The organism is Paenibacillus sp. UNC499MF (assembly GCF_900107975.1).
Lineage (GTDB): Bacteria > Bacillota > Bacilli > Paenibacillales > NBRC-103111 > Paenibacillus_F.
Genome location: NZ_FNVF01000012.1, coordinates 1 through 18,931, shown reverse-complemented (window position 1 = coordinate 18,931; position 18,931 = coordinate 1). Strand labels below are relative to the sequence as shown.

Genomic DNA, 18,931 nt, shown 5'->3' with positions numbered 1-18,931 from the left:
TTAAACCGCTTGGAGCTCTACTTCTATATTACTGCGTGTCGCACGGGAATACGGGCAAACCTGGTGCGCTTCTTCAAGCAGCTCTTCCACTTGGGACTTATCCGCTCCGGGTACGGAAAGCTGGAGTTTAGCCGCCAATTGCAGGCTTCCATCCTCGTTTTTACCGATCGAAACATCTGCCGTCAGCTTCGCGTTTTCCGTGGAGATGCCTTTTTTCTTGGCGACCAGCTCAACCGCGCTCAAAAAACAAGCCGCATAACCGGAAGCGAACAATTGTTCGGGGTTCGTTCCTTCGCCACCGTCGCCGCCCATTTCCTTAGGCATGCTGAGCTGTAATTCGAGTTTGCCGTCCGGGGTAGCCACCCGTCCTTTGCGTCCACCTTGAGCCGTTGCGGAAGTCGTATACATGGTTTTCATGATCGTTAATCTCCTTTCGAATATGAGGAATGTCAGCCAAATCAAGGATTTGTCCGCTCCTTCTCCTTAAAGCAACTGAAGCGGGATGAAACGAAAAGAGGCGAAAGGGAAATGCTGGATAACGGAAAAAACCTTCTAAAAATGAAAAAGAGGAACGTCGGGATTACGAAATGCGATTTTTACGAGGGAAGAACACATGTTCCATTTTGGTTAAACACGGGTGAAAAAATGCGGGGCAATGCGAATCATGAAAGCCGGCAGCAGCGGTTTTGGAACTGATAACGAAAAAAGGGATTTACTCTTTTAGAGTAAACCCCTTGAGACCTCTTCATCCGTTTGATGTTCCTGCGAATGTAATCGGCGCTTGCCATTTCAATTTTACCGGGCTGTCCGGCTCCGGCATCAAAGCTGAGCCTCAGTCCTTGACATGCGCATGATCCGTGCTTCTGCTGAACCAGGACCATACCCGCTGCGCATCCCGTTCTTCGATGAAGGAGACTTCGCAGGCGGCAGCGGCCGTGTCTCCCATAACCGATACGGACAGGCTGAGAAGATGCTTGCGGCGCTGAGAGGAGGTGCCTTTCAGGCGCAGGCTCAAAATTTGAGGCCGCCGCACGAGCCAGGTTGACCTCGCGACCATCCGGCTGCGGACGGTAAGCTGATTTTCGTGGAGAGTCATCCCCGAGCTTCGGAAGCGGGAATAGGACCAGACGAAATCGAGCAGAAGCAGCAGCAGTCCCCAGAGGGCGGCCGTCCCCCAGACATAGACGGCCGCCGCCGCAAGTACAGCCACTATGACACCGTCGGTGCGGCTGTAATACAGCAGCGCTCTTGCCGGAGGCCGGCTCTCGATTTCCGGCAGGCTGAAACGAGGGAGCAGAATCGGCAGCAGCTCCGGAATCCGCTTGGCGGACATCAGCGGCATAAGCATGATTTTTTCTTCTTTGGAAGAAGAGACGACCCGCAGCTCGATTTGTGCCCGCCCGAGAAGCTGGCGCACCAGCCCTTCTTTAATCAGCACCGCCTGCACGCGCGCCTCCTGGAAGGTGTGTTTCTTTTTTTCCAGCAGCCCGTAAGAAACGGTGAGTGTCCCGGCATGTGCCCGGACGCTGAATCCCGCATATTTGAGCAGATACAAGAGTCCGGCCAGCAGCCATGCCGCCGCCAGACCTCCCAGGCCCAGCAGGACGTAGACCAGCCAGCCGCCGTTCAGTTCATTGCGGGCGTTCCATAACCGCTCGTATACATTGCCGGGGAGCAAGTCGTCGGCAAGAGACATGACACCGGCCACGAAGGCCGCGATTAGCCCGATGTTCAGCGTGGAGAAAGCGGCTAGTATCAACGTGCCGGCCGATGCCCGGTAAGCATACACGCCCTCTGCCTCCGCCGATGCGGGGAGCGGCTGCGTGTTTTCTTTGCCGGCAGATCCCGCAGATGGTGCGGCTGCTTTCTCCGTGCCTCCGGTTCCTTCCCCGTTTTCTGCGGCAAGGGGGGCATAACCGGAGGAGGAGAGGAAAGCGTTAATCTCCCCGATAATCGCTGCCGCTTCTTGGGCCGATACGGCCGGCAGCACGCCGTCGGACTCGCCTTTACCGCCCGGCATTTCGAGTTTGAGCTGCACAACGCCGAGCAGGCGCTGGACTAAAGGCTGCTCCGTGTTCATGGAATGAATTTTAGGATAATACAACATTTTTTCCTCGCGAAAAATAAGGCCTTTCTGAATAACGAGACGGTCTTTCTCCAGCCGGTAGCTAAATGTGCTCCAGCCGACCGCACCAAACCCGGCAAACATTGCGCAGACGCCGAGCAGGATCAGAAAAGGAATCCATCTCCATTCTCCTTCCCGTGCGGATATCAGCACCAACACCGGAATCAGGGTTTGAAGCCCCTTTAAGACGGGGAAAAGAATATATGACTTATGTAATTTGCGCGGCTCATTCATCTGCGTCCACCGCCCTTGCGAGCACGCCTAGCCGATGTTTTAACGCTTCCGCATCGTCTTCGCTGAGGCCCCTGATCCGGTGGGTCGTTGCGGCTGTCACGATTTTCAGTTCGGCGATCCCGTATTGCCTCTGAAGCGGTCCACGCTCAAGCTCGACATGCTGGACACGTACCATCGGCACCAGAACATTCGTAATCCAGATCCAACCGCTGCGGATTTCCAGTTCTTCTTCGGTTACTTCGAACGCATAGAGCCGGTATCTCGCCTGCGGAATTACGAAAGTGAACAATACAAGCGATACGGCGAAAGCGGCTGCCGCAATCCAGCCGGGCAGCATGGACCAGTCACGGCTCTGCGCTGCCGCCAGATAAGCTAGCGAAGCCAGCAGCAAAATGCCGTTAGTCAGCAGCGCCGTGATTTGAGATACGGTCACATATCGCCGGTCCAGACGGCGGGTCAGCGGTCTGTTCATTTCTCATCACCCTTTCCTTTACGATTCTCTCTGTCTAGTTTCCAGCCTTTTCCGGAAAGGCCTTTCCCCATTATAAAACATTTTTTCAAAACTGGAAGAAGCGGGAAGGATTTTTGCTATTTTCTCCGTTTTCCTTCATAATGACACGAGAGACGCTTGTTTTCGCGCACAAAACATGAATAAGCTCCGAATGGTATACTATAGAAAGAGAACGATTGGATATCGTAGAGGATCGCACGGACGGGAGGACTGTTAAAATGGAACAGCGCATTGGAGAGCGGTACGTATTGACCGAACCGATTCATCCTTTGGCGGATGGCGTCATGTATGCAGGGAAAGACCTGTCTTTGCACCGGGATGTATTTCTGCTCATGGTAGAAAAATCAGGGGACGCTTCATCATCCGATTACTTGCGTGTGCTCGGTCAGGCCGCACAGTTTTCGGACGAACGTTTTTTTCATATTTTAAATGCGGGACTTGCCGAAAATCACGTATACACGGTATTGACCGCACAGAAAGGAACACCGCTTCCCGCACAGCTGGGACGCCACCGCATGCGGGGCACAGAAATTGTCTCCGCTGTTTTCGATTTGGGCAAAGGCATGCAGGAAGCGATGGAAGAGGGAATCTCCGGCTTCTCGGTTACGGCCGAGAATATGTGGCTGACGGAGGATAACCGCCTGAAGGTGATGAATTACTGGTCTCCCGGCAAACTGGTTTCGCGCGGCTCGCTCGGTTTGTGTACGCTGCTCTATCAGATCAGCACACACTCGAAACAAGGTCCGGCGACGTTCGACCAGTACCAGGAGAATGTAGTGCCGAACTTGACCGGCCTGACGAACGGACAGAAAGAAGCGCTGCTTGCTTTGTCGCGGCGTGTTTTCCGTGAAGAAGTTTCGCTGTCTTCTTTTATATTCAGCCTGCGGGAAATCATCGCCCTGGAGAAACCGGCGGAGGCCCCGCCCAAAGCGTTCATACCGCCGGCCCCTCCGGTTGAGCCGGTTCGGGAACCTGTGCGAGAGCCTGTACGGGAGTCCGCTCCGCCGCGCATCCAGTACCAGCAGGAGGAAGAGCCTGCGCCGGAACGGGTGCGGCGCACGGAGAAGCCTCCAAGGGCAAAGGAGCCGGAAGCGGAAGAAGCCGATACCCGGGAGAAGATGCCGCTCAGACGGACCATCTGGACCTTGGGGACCGCGGCCGTAGTCCTGCTCGGCATCGCCGTGTTCATGTATATGCTGCTGCCGGGAGGACCCAGCAAAGGTCCCGGCAGCGGCAGCGGCGGCACGGCAGGCAATACGGCGACTGCCACGCCGGCGCCTACGCCTACGCCGGCGGTTAACACGGCGACTCCGGAGCCTACACCGACGCCCACGCCGCCAACGGATGCGGTGCCGGGCCAGATTCCGAACCTGATCGGAATGACCCAGGAGGCCGCGGAGCAGGCGGTGAAAGCGGCCGGAATGCGGTATTCGTTCTTCATCGAACCGAATCCTGCCGAAAGTGGCACCGTATTCCGGCAGGATCCCCCGCCTAATCAGCCGGCCAATAAAGGCGACCGCGTTACGTTCTATATCAGCAAAGGACAATAACCGGCCGCCGCTAGCCTTGAATCAGCCAAAGAGCCTACACCTTCGGGTGAACGGCTCTTTTTTTACGGATATCGCGGATTCTCTGCAAATTTATCCCTCCACAAGACATTTGATAACCTAGCTGAAAGACTGGAAATCGTTTACCATAATTCAGGGAGACCGAATTGTTAAAAAGGAGGACGGGGGCGAGTGGAGAAAGAGTGGTCGATATGGGGCAACGAGCGTTATTTGTTTGATCTGCTTATGCATTCGGAAGGCTCATCCATTAAGATGCTGGAAATCATCCTCCAGGAAGAGCTGAGAGAGGAAGTCGTCGAACAGGTACTAATCCCGGCTAAAAGCTTACATAAAAGACCTCGCGCCGTCTTCGGACAGACAAGCCCGCTGCTGCGCAGAGTCAGTTCATATCGATACAGGGAAGAGACCATTGTTCACAAGGCGATTTACGCTCATCTTGAAGGGCTGCCGGAAGGCACGCTTGACGGGATGAATCATGAGGAGCTTCATTTGGAGAAGCTGATCGACAGTCTGGAAGCGAAGCGGGAAATTTTGTACGCAGGCTACGAGAACGACCGGAGCGCCGAGATTTATTTCCACCCGGTTAAGCTCAAAGCGGATCTTTTTCCCGTAAAAGAGTATCAGCTTACGTGCAGCGGCTCCGTTTGTTTTCTGGTTCACGAGCTGTTTGATGCGGAGCTGATTTTGCGGCATTCGCGCAGGAAATTAAGAAAAGAGATTTTTATGTGACACCTTCAAGAATACACCTTGCTCTTCGCATGTCCATCATAAATTACAGACGGCAACAAAGCATTGAAGGATTAGCGGCTTCCGGGATATTCCGGGAGCTTTTTTTTGTGAAGGTTGTACTCGGAGCGGGGCACAGCATTTCGTCCAATATTCCGCAGGCTGCGAAATATGTGAAGGATATCGATATCGATCTGCTGATCGATGCAATCGAGAATGAGCTCGACGGGCAAATCGTTGACGTCCGTTCCGGTGAGAAGGATACCATCACCGTAGTGATTGAGTAACAGGTCATGATGATTGTACCTGATCAATAGCCGCGCTTGCTGCGGCTTTTTCTTATGGAATAAAGTTGTTGTCAAAGTTAAAAAAAGATCCGTTCTTGGGGAAAAAGAGATTGCTTCACTGACCTTATCTGTCAGGGAAGTGATTTTATAATAGGCTATATCAATTGTGATTGGAGTGTTGACGGATGCAAACCCGAAATGTTTATCTTTATGTGTTTGATACAATGTCAGACTGGGAATACGGATATTTGATTGCCGAACTAAACACGGGAAGATATTTCAAAAAAGATGTAGCGCCTCTAAACGTAGTTACGGTAGGTGTCACCAAAGAAAGGAAGACTACGATGGGAGGACTGAGCATAGTACCGGATCTTTCTATTGATGAGTGTGCGGTTCAGGCTAAAGATGTTTTAGTTCTGCCTGGAGGGAACACTTGGGGAGAAGGTATTCATCAACCTATCTTGAAAAAAACCGGCGAAGCTTTAAAGCTTGGCACGACTGTCGCAGCAATTTGCGGCGCAACCGAGGGGTTGGCAAACGCCGGTTATCTGGATTCCAGAACGCATACAAGCAATGATTTGGACTATCTTAAAATGGTTTGTCCTCATTACAAAGGAGAAAAATTTTATGAGACGGGACCTGTAGCATCGGATGAGAATCTGGTTACCGCATCAGGAGTAGCTCCTCTGGAATTTACGATGGAAGTACTGAAAAAGTTAGACGTATTTGCACCGGATACCCTGCATTCCTGGTATAACTTAAACAAGACCCACAAACCTGAATACTTCTTCCAATTGATGAATTCAGTAAACAGGTAAGCCAAAAGAGAATCTGGCGCATTCATGGGGCGCGGCAGCAAAAAGAACAGGCGTAACATGCGCCCGTTCTTTTTTTAGTTAATGAGATTAACTATGGTAGCTGCCTGAAGGCGCATTGAGCACCCATTCCAGCATAAGCGTCGTATCTTCGAGTTTTTCCAGCTGCGCTTTCAGGAAATCGTTGTCCGGATCGCTGTTCAGGCGCTCCTGCACCGATTGCTTCTGTTTATTTAATTCCGTTAACTTTCTTTGGACTTGATCTTCTGTTCGCATGACGGATCGCACCTTTCCTTAAAAATTGTGCCTTTCGACATGTTATTTTAGCATGTTTGCAGGTGCGAACGTCAAGAATTCCCCGTATACGACAATTTATTCGAAAAGAAACCGGGATAAACTTTTCGATTTCATCCAAAATGATGTATGATCATGAAAGGGACCGGCAACCAAACTATTTCCGGATCCCTTAGTTAAATGGAGGTACGCATCTTTGGACATCCTGATGAAGCTTTATTCTTTTGTTCCTCTATTGAACTTTCTGTTTGCTCTGGCTGTCGTGTTTATGGAGAAGAGGAACGCCAGCGTTACATGGGCCTGGGTAATGGTTCTGATATTTTTGCCGGGGATAGGATTCATTCTTTACTTGATCTTCGGACAGAACATGAGCCGGCGCAAAATTTACAAGCTGAAGGAGTTTAATCAGAAAGATATCGACAATCTGATCGAATCCCAGCGCAGAGGTTTCCGTGAAAGCCAGGTGAGATACAAGGATCCGGTCATGGCCGATTATCAGGATCTCATTTATATGAACTTGACCAGCAGCTCCGCGGTTTATACCCAGGACAACGAGGTCGAGATTTTTACGGACGGCAATGACAAATTCGCCTCTCTGCTGGCATCGATTAAAGACGCGCAGAGCCACGTTCACCTGATGTATTACATCGTCAAAGACGACCGGCTCGGGCGCAGAATAATCGAGGCGCTTGCGGAGAAAGCGAAGGAAGGCGTCGAGGTCCGCTTTCTTTTCGACGATATCGGCAGCTCGTGGCTTCCCCGTCAGTTTTACAAGCCGCTGCTGGATGCGGGCGGAGAAGTGGCGATTTTCTTTCCGTCCCGTATTCCGTACCTGAATTTCCGTGTCAATTACCGGAATCACCGGAAGCTTGCGATCATAGACGGCCAGACCGGATATATCGGAGGATTTAATATCGGCGACGAATATCTCGGCATCAACAAGCGGTTCGGCGATTGGCGCGATACCCATCTGAAGGTCACGGGCAGCGCCGTTCTGCAAATGCAGGCTCAGTTCTTTATGGACTGGAATCTGGCGTCCTCTCACTATCTGAAGGCGATATCGCGCTACTATCCTTTGATCAAGCATCAGGGATCGGTCGGCATCCAGATCGTGTCAAGCGGCCCCGATAATGAGCTGGAACAAATCCGCAACGGGTATCTCAAAATGATTTATGCGGCCAAAGAGAGCATTTTTATCCAAACCCCGTATTTCGTGCCGGACGAGAGCCTTTTGACCGCTTTGAAAATGGCCGCGCTGTCGGGCGTGGATATCCGGATCATGATCCCGTCGATTCCCGATCACAAAATGGTTTACTGGGCCACCAAATCGTACCTGGGAGAACTGCTTGAGCTGGGCGTGAAAGGGTACCTGTATGAGAAAGGTTTTCTCCATGCGAAAACGATCGTTATCGACGGCAAAGTCGCTTCGGTCGGGACGGCCAATCTCGATATGCGCAGCTTTAAGCTGAATTTTGAAGTGAATGCTTTTCTGTTTGATACCCGGACGGCTACGCGGCAGCGGCTTATTTTCGAAGAGGACATGCTATACTGCTCGCAGTTTGCGCCCGATATGTACAAAGCCCGGTCTCTCCTGGACCGTATGAAGGAGTCGGTAGCCCGTCTGGTTTCTCCGATTCTATAGGATAAGCGACAAAACCCGCGATTACGGCGGGTTTTTTTGTTGTGGAGGGGAGGAGAAGCGGGCGGCAGGCGATTCTGCACGTATTCGAACTTGTTCAAGAGGTCACATTAGATATATAATATACACGTTATAATAGAGGCAGCACTTACTAGGGCAGAAGACGAGCTTCTACCGCTGCCATCCTCGGTAAATACCTTTCTGAAAGTGAGTGGGATCATTAATGGGCCGTAAATGGAACAATATAAAAGAGAAAAAGGCTTCAAAAGACGCAAGCACAAGCCGGATTTACGCGAAATTCGGCCGTGAGATTTACGTGGCGGCCAAGCAGGGCGAGCCTGATCCGGAATCCAACCGTGCTCTGAAAGTCGTTCTGGAGCGGGCAAAAACATACATGGTGCCGAAAGCGATTATCGACCGTGCGATCGAGAAGGCGAAAGGCGGAGGAGAAGAAAGCTACGACACCCTTCGTTACGAAGGTTTCGGGCCTAACGGCTCCATGGTCATTGTCGATGCGCTGACTAACAACGTGAACCGGACAGCGTCGGAAGTACGCTCCGCTTTCAACAAAAACGGAGGCAGCATGGGCGTCAGCGGCTCGGTTACTTACATGTTCGATCCGACGGCTGTGTTCGGCGTGCAGGGCAAGTCTTCCGAAGAAGTGCTGGAGCTTCTGATGGAAGCGGACCTGGATGTCCGCGACATCATCGAGGAGGAAGATACGGTCATCGTCTATGCCGAATCCGATCAGTTCCATGCGGTGCAAGAGGCTTTCAAGAACGCGGGAATCACCGAGTTTACCGTAGCGGAATTAACGATGCTCGCGCAAAACGACCTGGAGCTGCCGGAAGACGCACAGGCCCAATTCGAAAAATTGATCGATGTTCTGGAAGATTTGGAAGATGTACAGCAGGTCTACCATAACGTAGACCTTGGCTAATATACTTTATAGGCCGCCTTCGGGCGGCTTTTTTGCATCCCGGTAAAAGATTAAGAAAATCATATTTCGTTATAGTTTACATAATAATTATTATGTCTATATCGTGAAAAAGAAAAGGCGCCTATTGACGAGACGCCTTTTCTCTTGTATGGTTAATTACATGAGTAACTAACCAGTTAAGTTTGAACATGAGAGTGGTGATAAAAGTGTCGTTCAGAATTGATGACAGCCGTCCTATATTTATGCAAATCGCGGAAAAAATCGAAGATGACATCATTGAGCAGCGGTTGCCAGAGGAAACCCAGGTTCCTTCGACTAATCAATTCGCATCGTTCTATCAGATTAATCCGGCAACGGCGGCCAAAGGCGTCAACTTGCTGGTGGACCAAGGCATTTTATACAAGAAGCGGGGGATCGGGATGTTTGTTGCGGCAGGAGCACGACAAGGACTGATGGAGAAGCGGAAAACTCAATTTTACGAGCAATTCGTCGTCTCGATGGTCCAGGAAGCGGAGAAACTCGGCATCACAACCGAGCAGCTCGTTGAAATGATCCGGAAAGGGGACAGAAGCGAATGAAAGAAGCTGTTGTGCAGGTCAACCGGCTTACGAAAACGTTCCAGGAGGTTACGGCGGTCGACGGGATCAGTTTTTCTCTGGAGCCGGATAAAATTTACGGTCTGCTCGGCCGAAACGGAGCGGGCAAAACGACGGTGATGCAAATGGTTACCGCACAAATGTTTCCCACGAGCGGGGAAGTGCGGGTTTTTGGGGAGCACCCGTATGAAAATTACGAAGTGATGAAACGGATCTGCTTTATTAAAGAAAGCCAGAAATATCCCGATAACTTCCGGGTAGCGGATGTGCTGAAAGTAGCGGCAGCCGTGTTTCCGAATTGGGACGGAGATTTCGCGGAATCGCTGATCCGGGACTTCAGACTGCCGCTGAAGCGGAATATCAGAAAGCTTTCCAGAGGCATGCTTTCCTCGGTCGGGGTCGTTGTCGGCCTTGCCAGCCGTTCGCCGCTCACTATTTTCGATGAGCCCTATTTGGGGTTGGATGCCGTGGCACGGAGCCTATTCTACGACCGGTTGATCGAAGATTATACGCGGTATCCGCGCACGATTGTTTTATCCACCCATCTGATCGACGAAGTAAGCCGGCTGCTGGAGCATGTGCTTGTTATCGACAGCGGCAAACTGATCCTGGATGCGGAAACGGAAGAACTGCGCGGAATGGCTTATACCGTGGTCGGTCCGGCTGCGAGCGTGGAATCTTTCGTAAAAGGAAAAGAAGTGATTCACCGGGAACCGTTCGCGTCAATGCTCTCCGTCACGGTTACGGGAGATTCGGAATCACGGGCTAAGCTGCTGGCCAAAGATATGGGGCTTGAAATCGCTCCCGTATCCCTGCAGCAGCTCATCATCTACCTGACGAAAACCAATCTCGAAGAGAAAGCGGTGAACGGGTTATGAATTTGCAGCGGTTGTCCGGAATCATGAGTATTCATTACCGGAATAAAGTGCTATGGCTCTACGTTCCCGGCGGGGTTCTATTGGGGAATTTTATCGTTAATTATGTGGTGAGCAGGCTGACGGGAAGTGTGGAGATTTATACCGGCGGGTTGGCTTCCGTCTTTGTCTGCCTGTTTATCGGGGGGATTCTCACGGCCGCTCAGACATTTCCATTCGCTCTCGGCTTCAGTGTACGGCGTACCGATTATTACAAAGGGACACTGCTTATGTTTGCAGGGGTATCCGTGCTGACCGCTCTGCTGATTTTGCTGTTCTCCCTGCTGGAAGTATGGACTGGTGATTGGGGAAGCAGCCTGCATTTCTTCCACTTGCCTTATTTGAGCGACGGATCGGTTTTTGAGCAGTTCGTTATTTTCTTAAGCCTGCTTCTTTATAACCTGTCGGCCGGTTTTGGGATCGGAAGCTTCCAACGCAGATTCGGGGGGAAGGGGACATTCATCCTGATGGCGGCTCTTTTCCTGATGATCACTGTAACGGCTTTCCTTTGTACCGCCAACGGCTGGTGGAGTGCCATTTTTGCATGGATAGCGGGGCATACGGCAGTACAATTAGCCCTTTGGCTGTTTCCGTTCACGCTTATATTTGCCGCTGCTTCGTATTTTCTGCTTAGAAGAGCGAGTACGTAATCCAAGATGGTTTGCAGGACGTCCGTTATCGGGCGTCTTTTTTGTTTGGCGGGCATGGAAGGGCGCATTTTATTTACATAATATATATTATATTATGTTATGTTATGTTTGAGGGTTGTGGTGACATATGAAAAAGGCAACATCTTAAAACAGCACAAGCTATTCTACGTTTGTCTTGGACTAGCCGTAACTGCTTCCGTCCCATTGATAAAATGCAAGCATGTCCAGGTCTATTTCAATTCCGATTCCGACGCCGTATGGAATGGCTATTTCACCGTTTGAAGGTTGAACCGAAATCAAACGGTTAAACGGGTTCGATCATGTCCGTTTCCATTTTGCTCCATGGCTCCAAACAGGCTTGAGCGAATAAAGCGTATAAGCGTGTTAATGCGCCGTCATAAGCATGAGGTGTTGCACGAATGCCAAAATTTCTGGCGAGGCTTAATGTTTCCCTGAACTCGTCAATCCCTGTAATATGCAAGGGATCGGGAGTGATAAAATCCATAGCATGCCGGGAAAGCAGGGGAATAAAATCCGATGCCATTTTGATGTTTTCGCCTCCGGCCAAGGGAACAAAGAGCCGGTTTCTTAATGCTGTATATTCGGCTATGTATTTAATTTGGAGCGGTTCTTCCATCCACATGAGATTGGGCCATTTTTCGAGCAAAGTCTTCCACTGAAGAGCTGCCGCCACATCATAACTTTGATTGGCGTCCAAAGCCAAACCGATCTTTTCTTGCAGCAAGTTTTGTACGGACAAGACATGGCTTTGATCCTCAGTAATTGATTTACCGCCTATTTTTATCTTGATGCTGTTAAATCCGGCGGTAACCGCTCTCTGGATCGCTTCAAGTGAACGTTTTTGCCAATCGTGTCCGGCTGAATAGGATTGAAACGAGGCATAGACGGGTACTTTGTCCCGATATTTTCCGCCCCACAGGTCGCATACGGAAAGCCCGCCCGATTTCGCCAAAATTTCGGTTAAAGCCATACTGACAGCCGTGGCTGTACGCGAATGCCACTTTTTTAAAGTCGAGACCAGTTTGCTTCTTTCTACGACCGGTTTGCCTGTCAAATAAGGAATGATGCGTTCCTGAAAACCTTTATGCAAGGTGGGCAGCCAATCCACACACTCGCCCCAGCCCTCGATGCCGGTATCTGTAGTAATCCGGAACAAATAAGTGGTTCGGTAAGATTTGACGCCGTTGGCATCTCCATATGCCGTGGGAAGACGATAGAAGAGCGGGAAGGTTTCGATTGTATGAATGAGCAAGCAAACTATCCTCCTGAACTTGTTGTACCGTTAGTGTGTCATGTATTCACCGATTTATGCCGGAAACTGGAATAAAAGCGTCAATTATTTAATGAAGGTTAATCAAATAACTGGAGTGAGTACGAGCGCGTAATGGAACAATGAAGATACCCTTTTCCCGGTTATATTTTCTGCGGCTGTATATGGGATGGGAGGTTAGATTAAGGTGGTATAAGGAAACCGATCTTATTGTTTACATAATAAATATTATGGTATAAATATTGTGGATCTATGAACACGGGGAGAAACGCTGCAGGGATGAAGGCGCATAATTGCGGCAGGATGGGGCTGGCAGCATTCGCAGCTATGCGTATATTAGTTAAGCCGGTGACGGCATGTATCCCGCTTTAATAAGGTAATCTTGCATGATAATAACGGATATTTATGTGGACCCAACTAAGGAAAAAATGTGTTATAATAAGTGCGCCAAATACATATTTGGCGCACTTTCCTTTTAAATCGATTTTTATTTTCATTTACGGCCAAGAGCAGGAGTGTTTTTGTCATCAAAAGTGGTATACGGATCGTTTTTTCTGTTAGGATACGGCGAAAAATCGATTTGCGATTATCGATCTAACATTTATAAATAACCCGGGTGTCCCGGTGAGTACTTGCTGATGGAGGGAAACGCGCCTTGAAGTATAGCGATGAAATTAAAGAGAGATATGCGGAGCAGATCCGTGCATGTTCATTATGGATGAAACATTCGGGATATACCGAAGCAACGCAAAAAGAATATATCAGGGAAGTACTGAGCTTTCTCCAATCTTTAGAAGGGAGTCCAATTGAAGAAGCCGGCAAAATAGACGTTATCAACTTTCTTGTTTCCAAGCAGCAAACGGCCGGTGAGTCCACAAGAAACCGGTCGCTTTCAGCAATAAGATCCTTTTACAGCGCTTTAATCGACTTTGAGCTGGCAGCGAAGAATCCGGCCTTGGAAGTAAAAAAATCCAAAACCGAAAAAAACAAGAAACCCGTATATCTTGAAGAAGATGAGCTGGTTCAAAGCCTGGAGTATATTAACGGAAGGTATCGGAATCGGAATATCGCCATATTCCTGCTAATGGGTTATTGCGGGTTACGAGTAGGTGAAGTGCACCGATTGAACCTCTTAAACTTCAAAAAGGCAAAAGGAACGATCGAAGTGTTCGGTAAGGGGAGAAAGTGGAATGAAATCCCGCTTCCCGATATGCTTAAGGACTATTTAAGCAAAGTCTTGGAAGAGAGGCTTACTCCTTACAGCAAAAAAGAAGACGCCTTCTTCGTATCACAAAAGGGAAGACGGCTCTCCATCAGGCAGATTCAGAAGATTGCCGGCCAAACTTTCTCAGCTTTTAAGGAGAAAAATCCGAAAGTAACGGACATGAATTTATCCTGCCACAAGCTGCGGCATTCTTTTGCAACCATGATGCTCAAAAAAGGGCATGATATTCGAATCGTGAAGGAGCTTATGGGGCATTCATCCATTGAAACCACTGCGCTCTATACGCATGTAAATGATGAGCAAAAGAAAAATGCGATGGCTTCCGTTAACATACCGATGGAGGCGATTGGATAGTACAAGAGCAGCAATATTAACATAGGACGCTTAGAAGCCGCTTAATTGCGGCTTTTTTTGTTTTGCTTCCGCAAGAATCGAAAGAAGGAATAGGATCGATCATAGCTTCACTTGGGTATATGAAAATGCTATTATAGTAATAATGATTCTCATTCTCAATATAAAAGACGAAATATGCCCGTCGGGGATGTATAAGTGTCATTTGGTCGCAGCAGTGGGTGCAGCCACATGTAGGCAGGGCTTTGATTGCAGGAGGCTAAAGAATATGGACATTAACAAGCTTGCAGAACATTTTGCGCGCACCTCGTTTCGGGTGGAGCAAGTCTGCCGTTACGTGCGGGATTCAGGGAAGAGCTGCGATGATTATACGGAGCCTTTCCCAGGATTTGTTTTCCCCTTAAGGGGCAAGGCCGTTTTTGATTTCAGCGGCAAAGTGTATACGCTGACTCCGGGTAACGTGGTTCACGGCGGGGCTCGAATGCCATTGAACCGAAGGGCTGTTGGCTGTACGAAGTGGGAGTATCTGCTTGTTATATATCAAATCTGCGCACCGGAGCCGTCTGGTTTTTGCTTGTCCAAAACGCATTTTCAGCTGAACACGGGACAGAGTCCCCGTCTCTTGGAATTGTTGGAGCTCTTGTGGCGTTCATCGAGAGAACCCGGCGGAATTTCGACCTTTCAGACAGAAACGCTCTTTCGTTGTGTTCTGGAAGAACTGTTTGTTTGTGCCCGCAATCAAAACAGCGATGGAGAACAAGCGCTATTTGAGCAAGTATCGAAATACATACATGAGCACTATATGGATGGACTCAGCGTCCGTGCTTTGGCCGAACAAAATGACATCAATGAAAACCGTTTGTTCTATGTCTTTAAAAAGCATACGGGAATGGGACCGGGCAAGTATTTGATGGCCTACCGTCTGAACCGGGCTAAGGAGAGCTTGCTTGCGAATGACGCGCCGATCGGCGAGATCGCGAAAAGTCTAGGCTATGAGGATGCGCTGTACTTCAGCCGTATTTTTAAAAAGCAGGTAGGTCTCTCTCCGGGCGAATTTCGCGGGAAGTTCAGGAATAATCCATATGAATTTCAGGATGGTCCCATTCCTATCTAATATGCGTTTTGCTACACTGACCATAGTTTGATCAGTCAAGCGAAACTTACGTTTTATAGGAGGAGACAGAATGAAAGCAGTCATACGATTATTCTTATCGTTCGCGCTTGCGGCAGGTATTTTAGCGGGATGCGCTGGAACGCCGGAGCCTGGCAATAATCAAGCGGGGGCAGGAGCACCTGAAAAAGCTGAAGAAGCCAAGAAAGAAGAGGGCCAATGGCCGAGAACGTATGTAGATGCGCTTGGTCGTGAAATCGTGCTTGAAAAAAAACCGGAGAAAGTAGCGCTCTTGTTCTTCCGCAACTTCGAGCATATGTTTTTGCTGGATGAAGCTCCTGCGGCAGCGACAGATTTGAATGTTTTGGACGAATGGGAGTCATTGGCGCCCTACAAATCGAGCGCAATAACGGATATCGGTTCGATGACGAACCCCAATATGGAGAAACTGCTGGAAGTCGGACCTGACCTGATTATTATGGTTTCTGCACGGTACGGCAGCTATGGAGATCAGCTGGAGAAAATCGCCCCCGTCATCACGGTGGATAGCAATGAGAACAACTGGCAGGGAGCCCTCCAGGAATATGGTAAAATTTTCGGCAAAGAGAAAAAAGCTGAGACCGAAATTAAACGGATTGAAGCATTGATCACGGATTCAAAAGAGCAATTGAACAAATTCAGTGACAAGACCTTTGGCGTCATTATGCTGGGAGACAAGCTGTTTTGGGGCTTTACAACACAATTCGTTTTCAATAAGGAAAGCGGTCTTGCTTTACAGCCGCCAAGCCGATATGTCGATATGTCAACCAAAGGGGAACAGATCTCCCTGGAAGGGCTGGCCGCAATGAATCCCGATTACATGTTTGTAGCTGACATTGGCGGATCTTCGAAAAAGCTGCAAGGCTATCTGAAAGATTTGGAAAGCAATTCCGCCTGGAAATCGTTGAACGCAGTCAAAAACGGGCGAATGTATCAGTTAGACAGCTCAATCGCAGCCGGCGGACCGTTGGGAATCGAATTAGGGGTCAAAACGATTATGAAAAACATGCTGGCACGATGAAAATGATAGTGCCAACCACGAGAAAGGCTTCCGACACAATCGGCAGCTTTTTTCGCTTACTGGAGGAAAATAAGATTATAACGATACATTCCGAAGAAATAATTAGATTTCTATTGTAAGGTTGAGATAACTTATCAGTGATAGGAGGAGACGCCATGACCAGTAAACAAAAAATTGTTGTGATCGGCGCAGGGATTGTTGGGGCGTCCATGACATACAACTTGGCAAAGCGGAATCAGGATGTCACTTTAATCGAGTGCAATCCAACGGCTGGGTGTGAAGTAACCGAAAAATCCTTCGCTTGGATTCATTCCTCGAGCCGGGTTTTGCAAAAATATCGGCATTTATATGATGCCGCACTAACCGAATATCATGAGTTAGAAAAAGAAATGACGGAGCTGAAGATAAACTGGCACGGAGCGCTGTCATGGGGTGTCTCTGCAAGCATGGAAGAGTCTCATATACAAAAATTAAATCGTCAGCAGATTATTGAGCTGGAGCCTAACTTGAGGGAATATCCCGAAGAGGCTGTTTATGCGCGCGAAGAAGGCGCTGTTGATCCTATTTGGACAACAAAACTTTTGGTGGATAAGGCTGAAGAAAATGGAGCGAAAATACTTTTTGGTACGAAAGTGATGAAAATCAGGATAGAGAATGGCAAGGTTGTTGGCGTTCACACATCAAACGGTTTTATCGAATCGGATGTTATCGTGGTAGCAGCCGGTGCAGCCGTACCAGAACTCTGTAAGCCGTTAGGCCTGGATGTTCCAGTCGCTCCTTCGCCTTCTATTATTGTTCGCATGAAATCGAACGAAAAGTTAATCCATACTTTAATCTCGAATTCACAATTTGAAGCAAGACAACTAACCGACGATACGCTAATAGCGGCCGAAGATTATAGGGAGGAGACTGGAGAAAATGGGCCGGAGGCAATTGGAAAACGAACGTTTGAAATCCTTCGTCATGGCTTAAAAGGCGGAGAAAATTTGGAGCTGGAAAGTATCAAAGTAGGAATGAGACCTATGCCTGCGGACGGATACCCTATAGTTGGCTTTATTGATCAGCTAAAGGGGCTATATCTAACTGTTATGCATTCAGCCATTACGTTGGCTCCAGTTATTAGTCACTTGGCTGCAAGCGAAATAATAGACGACGTACGGATCGAAGAATTAGAAAGCTGCCGATTATCCAGATTTAGGCGTCCGTTGTGATAAAGCGTATAAAAGAGATAGAGGCGCTGGATGATGGGCACTGATTCCAGAGTTTTTTTATGTGATACATATAGAAAAGGTGGAATTTGGAAGTTGGGAACGGAGGGAAAGCTTGCTTAAGTGGGATAGCGATGTATGGGGAAAGCTGAGAGGACCGTACAGTTCTGCAGAAAACGTATCTGTGTTATTGCAGCAGCTTATGCGGCAATATAGTCAGGAAATTTTTGATGAAATCTTTCAAGAGTACTTGTACCATCAAAATACGATTTATACGGTTACCTATGCAGCGATGCCGTTTTTGGCACAAATAGCATGTTCTACATCCGATGCTGAAGTGCGCAAAGAGCTGTTTATAAATTGCGGTATAATCGAGGCTAGCCGACGTGAAGGACACGGACACGAAGAGGAGTCATTTCCAGAATCTTGGGGCGAACTGGCTGAAGATGTAGGCAGCTCTGTCTGTACTGAATTGTATCGTGAGTATTTAGAGGCCATAGGTAAACTCAAGGCGCTTACAGAGGAAGTATTCACCTATACAGCCCGTCATTCCATCGATGAGACGGAGAAACGTTATATTCTTATTGCGGATGCCGCTTATCGAGGTTCGTATATGCTTGCCGATATGTTGATGACTTTTATTAACGGTGATGAGTATGTGGCCGTGTGTCCGACTTGCGAAAATGATATATTCATCTGGCCGTATGAAGATAATTCTGTAGAAAACGAAATACTTCTAGCCTATGAACAAGATCCCGTCTTTCAAATTGATCAGGAATCCCATGTGATCGTCCCGGTCACGTCATTTGCAGATGAAGAAATACGAACATTAGCGGAGCGGGCGGAAGCGATCGGGGAGCAAACATTGGTTAGGCATCTGTATTATTTAGCGGGGGAAACATTATGTCCATCCTGCAGAGAGAAAATTTCCGTATGGCCGTCTTTACTTAGCACATTTTCAAGGTAAAACACAAGTTAAGGAGCCGGCGAAAAAATGAAAAAATGTTACAGAATCACTGGTAGCTGAGATTATTCGAAATTATTCGAAATCGTCCAGCATATAACGCCAATCAGTTTTGGAGATGTTGTTTTCTTACGGTAACGACAATATGACGAACGAAACGATTACCTTTTTATGAAATGATCAGGCGCAGAAGTCAGAAGTAGTCAGTTAAGTATAAGATAGATACGTGTTCTCAATTTTCATACATACTACTTCATAAAATCCGTATTTTGTACATATGTCTTACAGTCGCGTTTTCAATGCTTATATATTGTCATCCGACACAAACCTCAGGTTTTTTTCCTTCAAATGATTGATGTACCTTCTATATGTTCTTGTCCTAAATCCCAATACGGCAAACGATATAAGTTCTTGTCACTGAC

General features: G+C 48.5%; 17 protein-coding genes and 2 pseudogenes. 14 read left to right on the top strand and 5 right to left on the bottom strand.

Annotated features, from left to right (window positions below; translation table 11 throughout):
- From C4S74_RS20315 to C4S74_RS20305, 3 genes are all read right to left on the bottom strand, one after another.
- Entirely contained in the window at positions 1-417 is a 417-nt protein-coding gene (locus C4S74_RS20315; RefSeq protein ID WP_103997135.1) for an organic hydroperoxide resistance protein, read from the bottom strand.
- Between the two features lie 415 nt (positions 418-832).
- Positions 833-2,359: a PH domain-containing protein gene (locus C4S74_RS20310; protein WP_103997133.1), complete on the bottom strand. Its 1,527-nt coding sequence runs from the start codon at positions 2,357-2,359 to the stop codon at positions 833-835.
- A complete protein-coding gene (locus tag C4S74_RS20305; RefSeq protein WP_103997131.1) occupies positions 2,352-2,831 on the bottom strand; it encodes a PH domain-containing protein in 480 nt (159 codons plus the stop codon). The genes C4S74_RS20310 and C4S74_RS20305 overlap by 8 nt, the downstream gene beginning before the upstream one ends.
- Before the next feature lie 257 nt (positions 2,832-3,088).
- Between C4S74_RS20305 and C4S74_RS20300 the strand changes: the two genes are divergently transcribed.
- The 4 genes and pseudogenes from C4S74_RS20300 (at position 3,089) to C4S74_RS20285 (ending at position 6,269) form a co-directional block, all read left to right on the top strand.
- Entirely contained in the window at positions 3,089-4,420 is a 1,332-nt protein-coding gene (locus tag C4S74_RS20300; protein ID WP_103997129.1) for a Stk1 family PASTA domain-containing Ser/Thr kinase, read from the top strand.
- A gap of 189 nt (positions 4,421-4,609) precedes the next feature.
- Complete coding sequence (locus tag C4S74_RS20295; RefSeq protein ID WP_103997127.1) at positions 4,610-5,167, top strand: hypothetical protein; 558 nt, start codon at positions 4,610-4,612, stop codon at positions 5,165-5,167.
- A gap of 107 nt (positions 5,168-5,274) precedes the next feature.
- Positions 5,275-5,451, top strand: a pseudogene (locus C4S74_RS26680) (hypothetical protein); the annotation flags it as partial.
- A 185-nt stretch (positions 5,452-5,636) separates the two neighbouring features.
- Complete coding sequence (locus tag C4S74_RS20285; RefSeq protein ID WP_103997124.1) at positions 5,637-6,269, top strand: type 1 glutamine amidotransferase family protein; 633 nt, start codon at positions 5,637-5,639, stop codon at positions 6,267-6,269.
- Between the two features lie 87 nt (positions 6,270-6,356).
- Here C4S74_RS20285 and C4S74_RS20280 read toward each other — a convergent pair whose 3' ends face one another.
- Positions 6,357-6,542, bottom strand: a complete 186-nt coding sequence (locus C4S74_RS20280) for a hypothetical protein (protein ID WP_103997122.1) — start codon at positions 6,540-6,542, stop codon at positions 6,357-6,359.
- Between the two features lie 214 nt (positions 6,543-6,756).
- Here C4S74_RS20280 and cls point away from each other — a divergent pair, with 214 nt between their 5' ends.
- The 5 genes from cls to C4S74_RS20255 all read left to right on the top strand — a co-directional run bounded on the left by cls (position 6,757) and on the right by C4S74_RS20255 (position 11,299).
- Positions 6,757-8,202: a cardiolipin synthase gene (cls, locus tag C4S74_RS20275; protein WP_103997121.1), complete on the top strand. Its 1,446-nt coding sequence runs from the start codon at positions 6,757-6,759 to the stop codon at positions 8,200-8,202.
- A 220-nt stretch (positions 8,203-8,422) separates the two neighbouring features.
- On the top strand, positions 8,423-9,139 hold the full coding sequence (locus C4S74_RS20270; RefSeq protein WP_009673580.1) for a YebC/PmpR family DNA-binding transcriptional regulator: 717 nt from the start codon (positions 8,423-8,425) through the stop codon (positions 9,137-9,139).
- 188 nt (positions 9,140-9,327) lie between these two features.
- Complete coding sequence (locus C4S74_RS20265) at positions 9,328-9,717, top strand: GntR family transcriptional regulator (protein ID WP_374755409.1); 390 nt, start codon at positions 9,328-9,330, stop codon at positions 9,715-9,717.
- Complete coding sequence (locus tag C4S74_RS20260) at positions 9,714-10,613, top strand: ABC transporter ATP-binding protein (protein ID WP_103997117.1); 900 nt, start codon at positions 9,714-9,716, stop codon at positions 10,611-10,613. The genes C4S74_RS20265 and C4S74_RS20260 overlap by 4 nt, the downstream gene beginning before the upstream one ends.
- Complete coding sequence (locus C4S74_RS20255) at positions 10,610-11,299, top strand: hypothetical protein (protein WP_103997115.1); 690 nt, start codon at positions 10,610-10,612, stop codon at positions 11,297-11,299. The genes C4S74_RS20260 and C4S74_RS20255 overlap by 4 nt, the downstream gene beginning before the upstream one ends.
- A gap of 180 nt (positions 11,300-11,479) precedes the next feature.
- Here the strand turns inward: C4S74_RS20255 and C4S74_RS20250 are convergent.
- Positions 11,480-12,572 (bottom strand): annotated as a pseudogene (locus C4S74_RS20250) (mandelate racemase/muconate lactonizing enzyme family protein).
- 673 nt (positions 12,573-13,245) lie between these two features.
- Between C4S74_RS20250 and C4S74_RS20245 the strand changes: the two are divergent.
- The 5 genes from C4S74_RS20245 (at position 13,246) to C4S74_RS20225 (ending at position 18,512) form a co-directional block, all read left to right on the top strand.
- Positions 13,246-14,169 (top strand): tyrosine-type recombinase/integrase, encoded by a 924-nt coding sequence (locus C4S74_RS20245; RefSeq protein ID WP_103997113.1) that lies wholly within the window; start codon positions 13,246-13,248, stop codon positions 14,167-14,169.
- A 265-nt stretch (positions 14,170-14,434) separates the two neighbouring features.
- Positions 14,435-15,280: an AraC family transcriptional regulator gene (locus C4S74_RS20240; RefSeq protein WP_103997112.1), complete on the top strand. Its 846-nt coding sequence runs from the start codon at positions 14,435-14,437 to the stop codon at positions 15,278-15,280.
- Positions 15,281-15,350: 70 nt separating this feature from the next.
- Positions 15,351-16,337 (top strand): ABC transporter substrate-binding protein, encoded by a 987-nt coding sequence (locus C4S74_RS20235; RefSeq protein WP_103997111.1) that lies wholly within the window; start codon positions 15,351-15,353, stop codon positions 16,335-16,337.
- 155 nt (positions 16,338-16,492) lie between these two features.
- A complete protein-coding gene (locus tag C4S74_RS20230) occupies positions 16,493-17,548 on the top strand; it encodes an FAD-binding oxidoreductase (RefSeq protein ID WP_103997109.1) in 1,056 nt (351 codons plus the stop codon).
- A gap of 112 nt (positions 17,549-17,660) precedes the next feature.
- Positions 17,661-18,512, top strand: coding sequence for a hypothetical protein (locus C4S74_RS20225; protein ID WP_103997107.1), 852 nt, complete (start codon positions 17,661-17,663; stop codon positions 18,510-18,512).
- Positions 18,513-18,931 lie beyond the last annotated feature (419 nt).

Bases quoted from the DNA above. Each gene is read 5' to 3' on its own strand.
- C4S74_RS20315 (WP_103997135.1), bottom strand. From the start codon at position 417: ATGAAAACCATGTATACGACTTCCGCAACGGCTCAAGGTGGACGCAAA.
- C4S74_RS20310 (WP_103997133.1), bottom strand. From the start codon at position 2,359: ATGAATGAGCCGCGCAAATTACATAAGTCATATATTCTTTTCCCCGTC.
- C4S74_RS20305 (WP_103997131.1), bottom strand. From the start codon at position 2,831: ATGAACAGACCGCTGACCCGCCGTCTGGACCGGCGATATGTGACCGTA.
- C4S74_RS20300 (WP_103997129.1), top strand. From the start codon at position 3,089: ATGGAACAGCGCATTGGAGAGCGGTACGTATTGACCGAACCGATTCAT.
- C4S74_RS20285 (WP_103997124.1), top strand. From the start codon at position 5,637: ATGCAAACCCGAAATGTTTATCTTTATGTGTTTGATACAATGTCAGAC.
- C4S74_RS20280 (WP_103997122.1), bottom strand. From the start codon at position 6,542: ATGCGAACAGAAGATCAAGTCCAAAGAAAGTTAACGGAATTAAATAAA.
- C4S74_RS20270 (WP_009673580.1), top strand. From the start codon at position 8,423: ATGGGCCGTAAATGGAACAATATAAAAGAGAAAAAGGCTTCAAAAGAC.
- C4S74_RS20265 (WP_374755409.1), top strand. From the start codon at position 9,328: ATGAGAGTGGTGATAAAAGTGTCGTTCAGAATTGATGACAGCCGTCCT.
- C4S74_RS20260 (WP_103997117.1), top strand. From the start codon at position 9,714: ATGAAAGAAGCTGTTGTGCAGGTCAACCGGCTTACGAAAACGTTCCAG.
- C4S74_RS20255 (WP_103997115.1), top strand. From the start codon at position 10,610: ATGAATTTGCAGCGGTTGTCCGGAATCATGAGTATTCATTACCGGAAT.
- C4S74_RS20240 (WP_103997112.1), top strand. From the start codon at position 14,435: ATGGACATTAACAAGCTTGCAGAACATTTTGCGCGCACCTCGTTTCGG.
- C4S74_RS20235 (WP_103997111.1), top strand. From the start codon at position 15,351: ATGAAAGCAGTCATACGATTATTCTTATCGTTCGCGCTTGCGGCAGGT.
- C4S74_RS20230 (WP_103997109.1), top strand. From the start codon at position 16,493: ATGACCAGTAAACAAAAAATTGTTGTGATCGGCGCAGGGATTGTTGGG.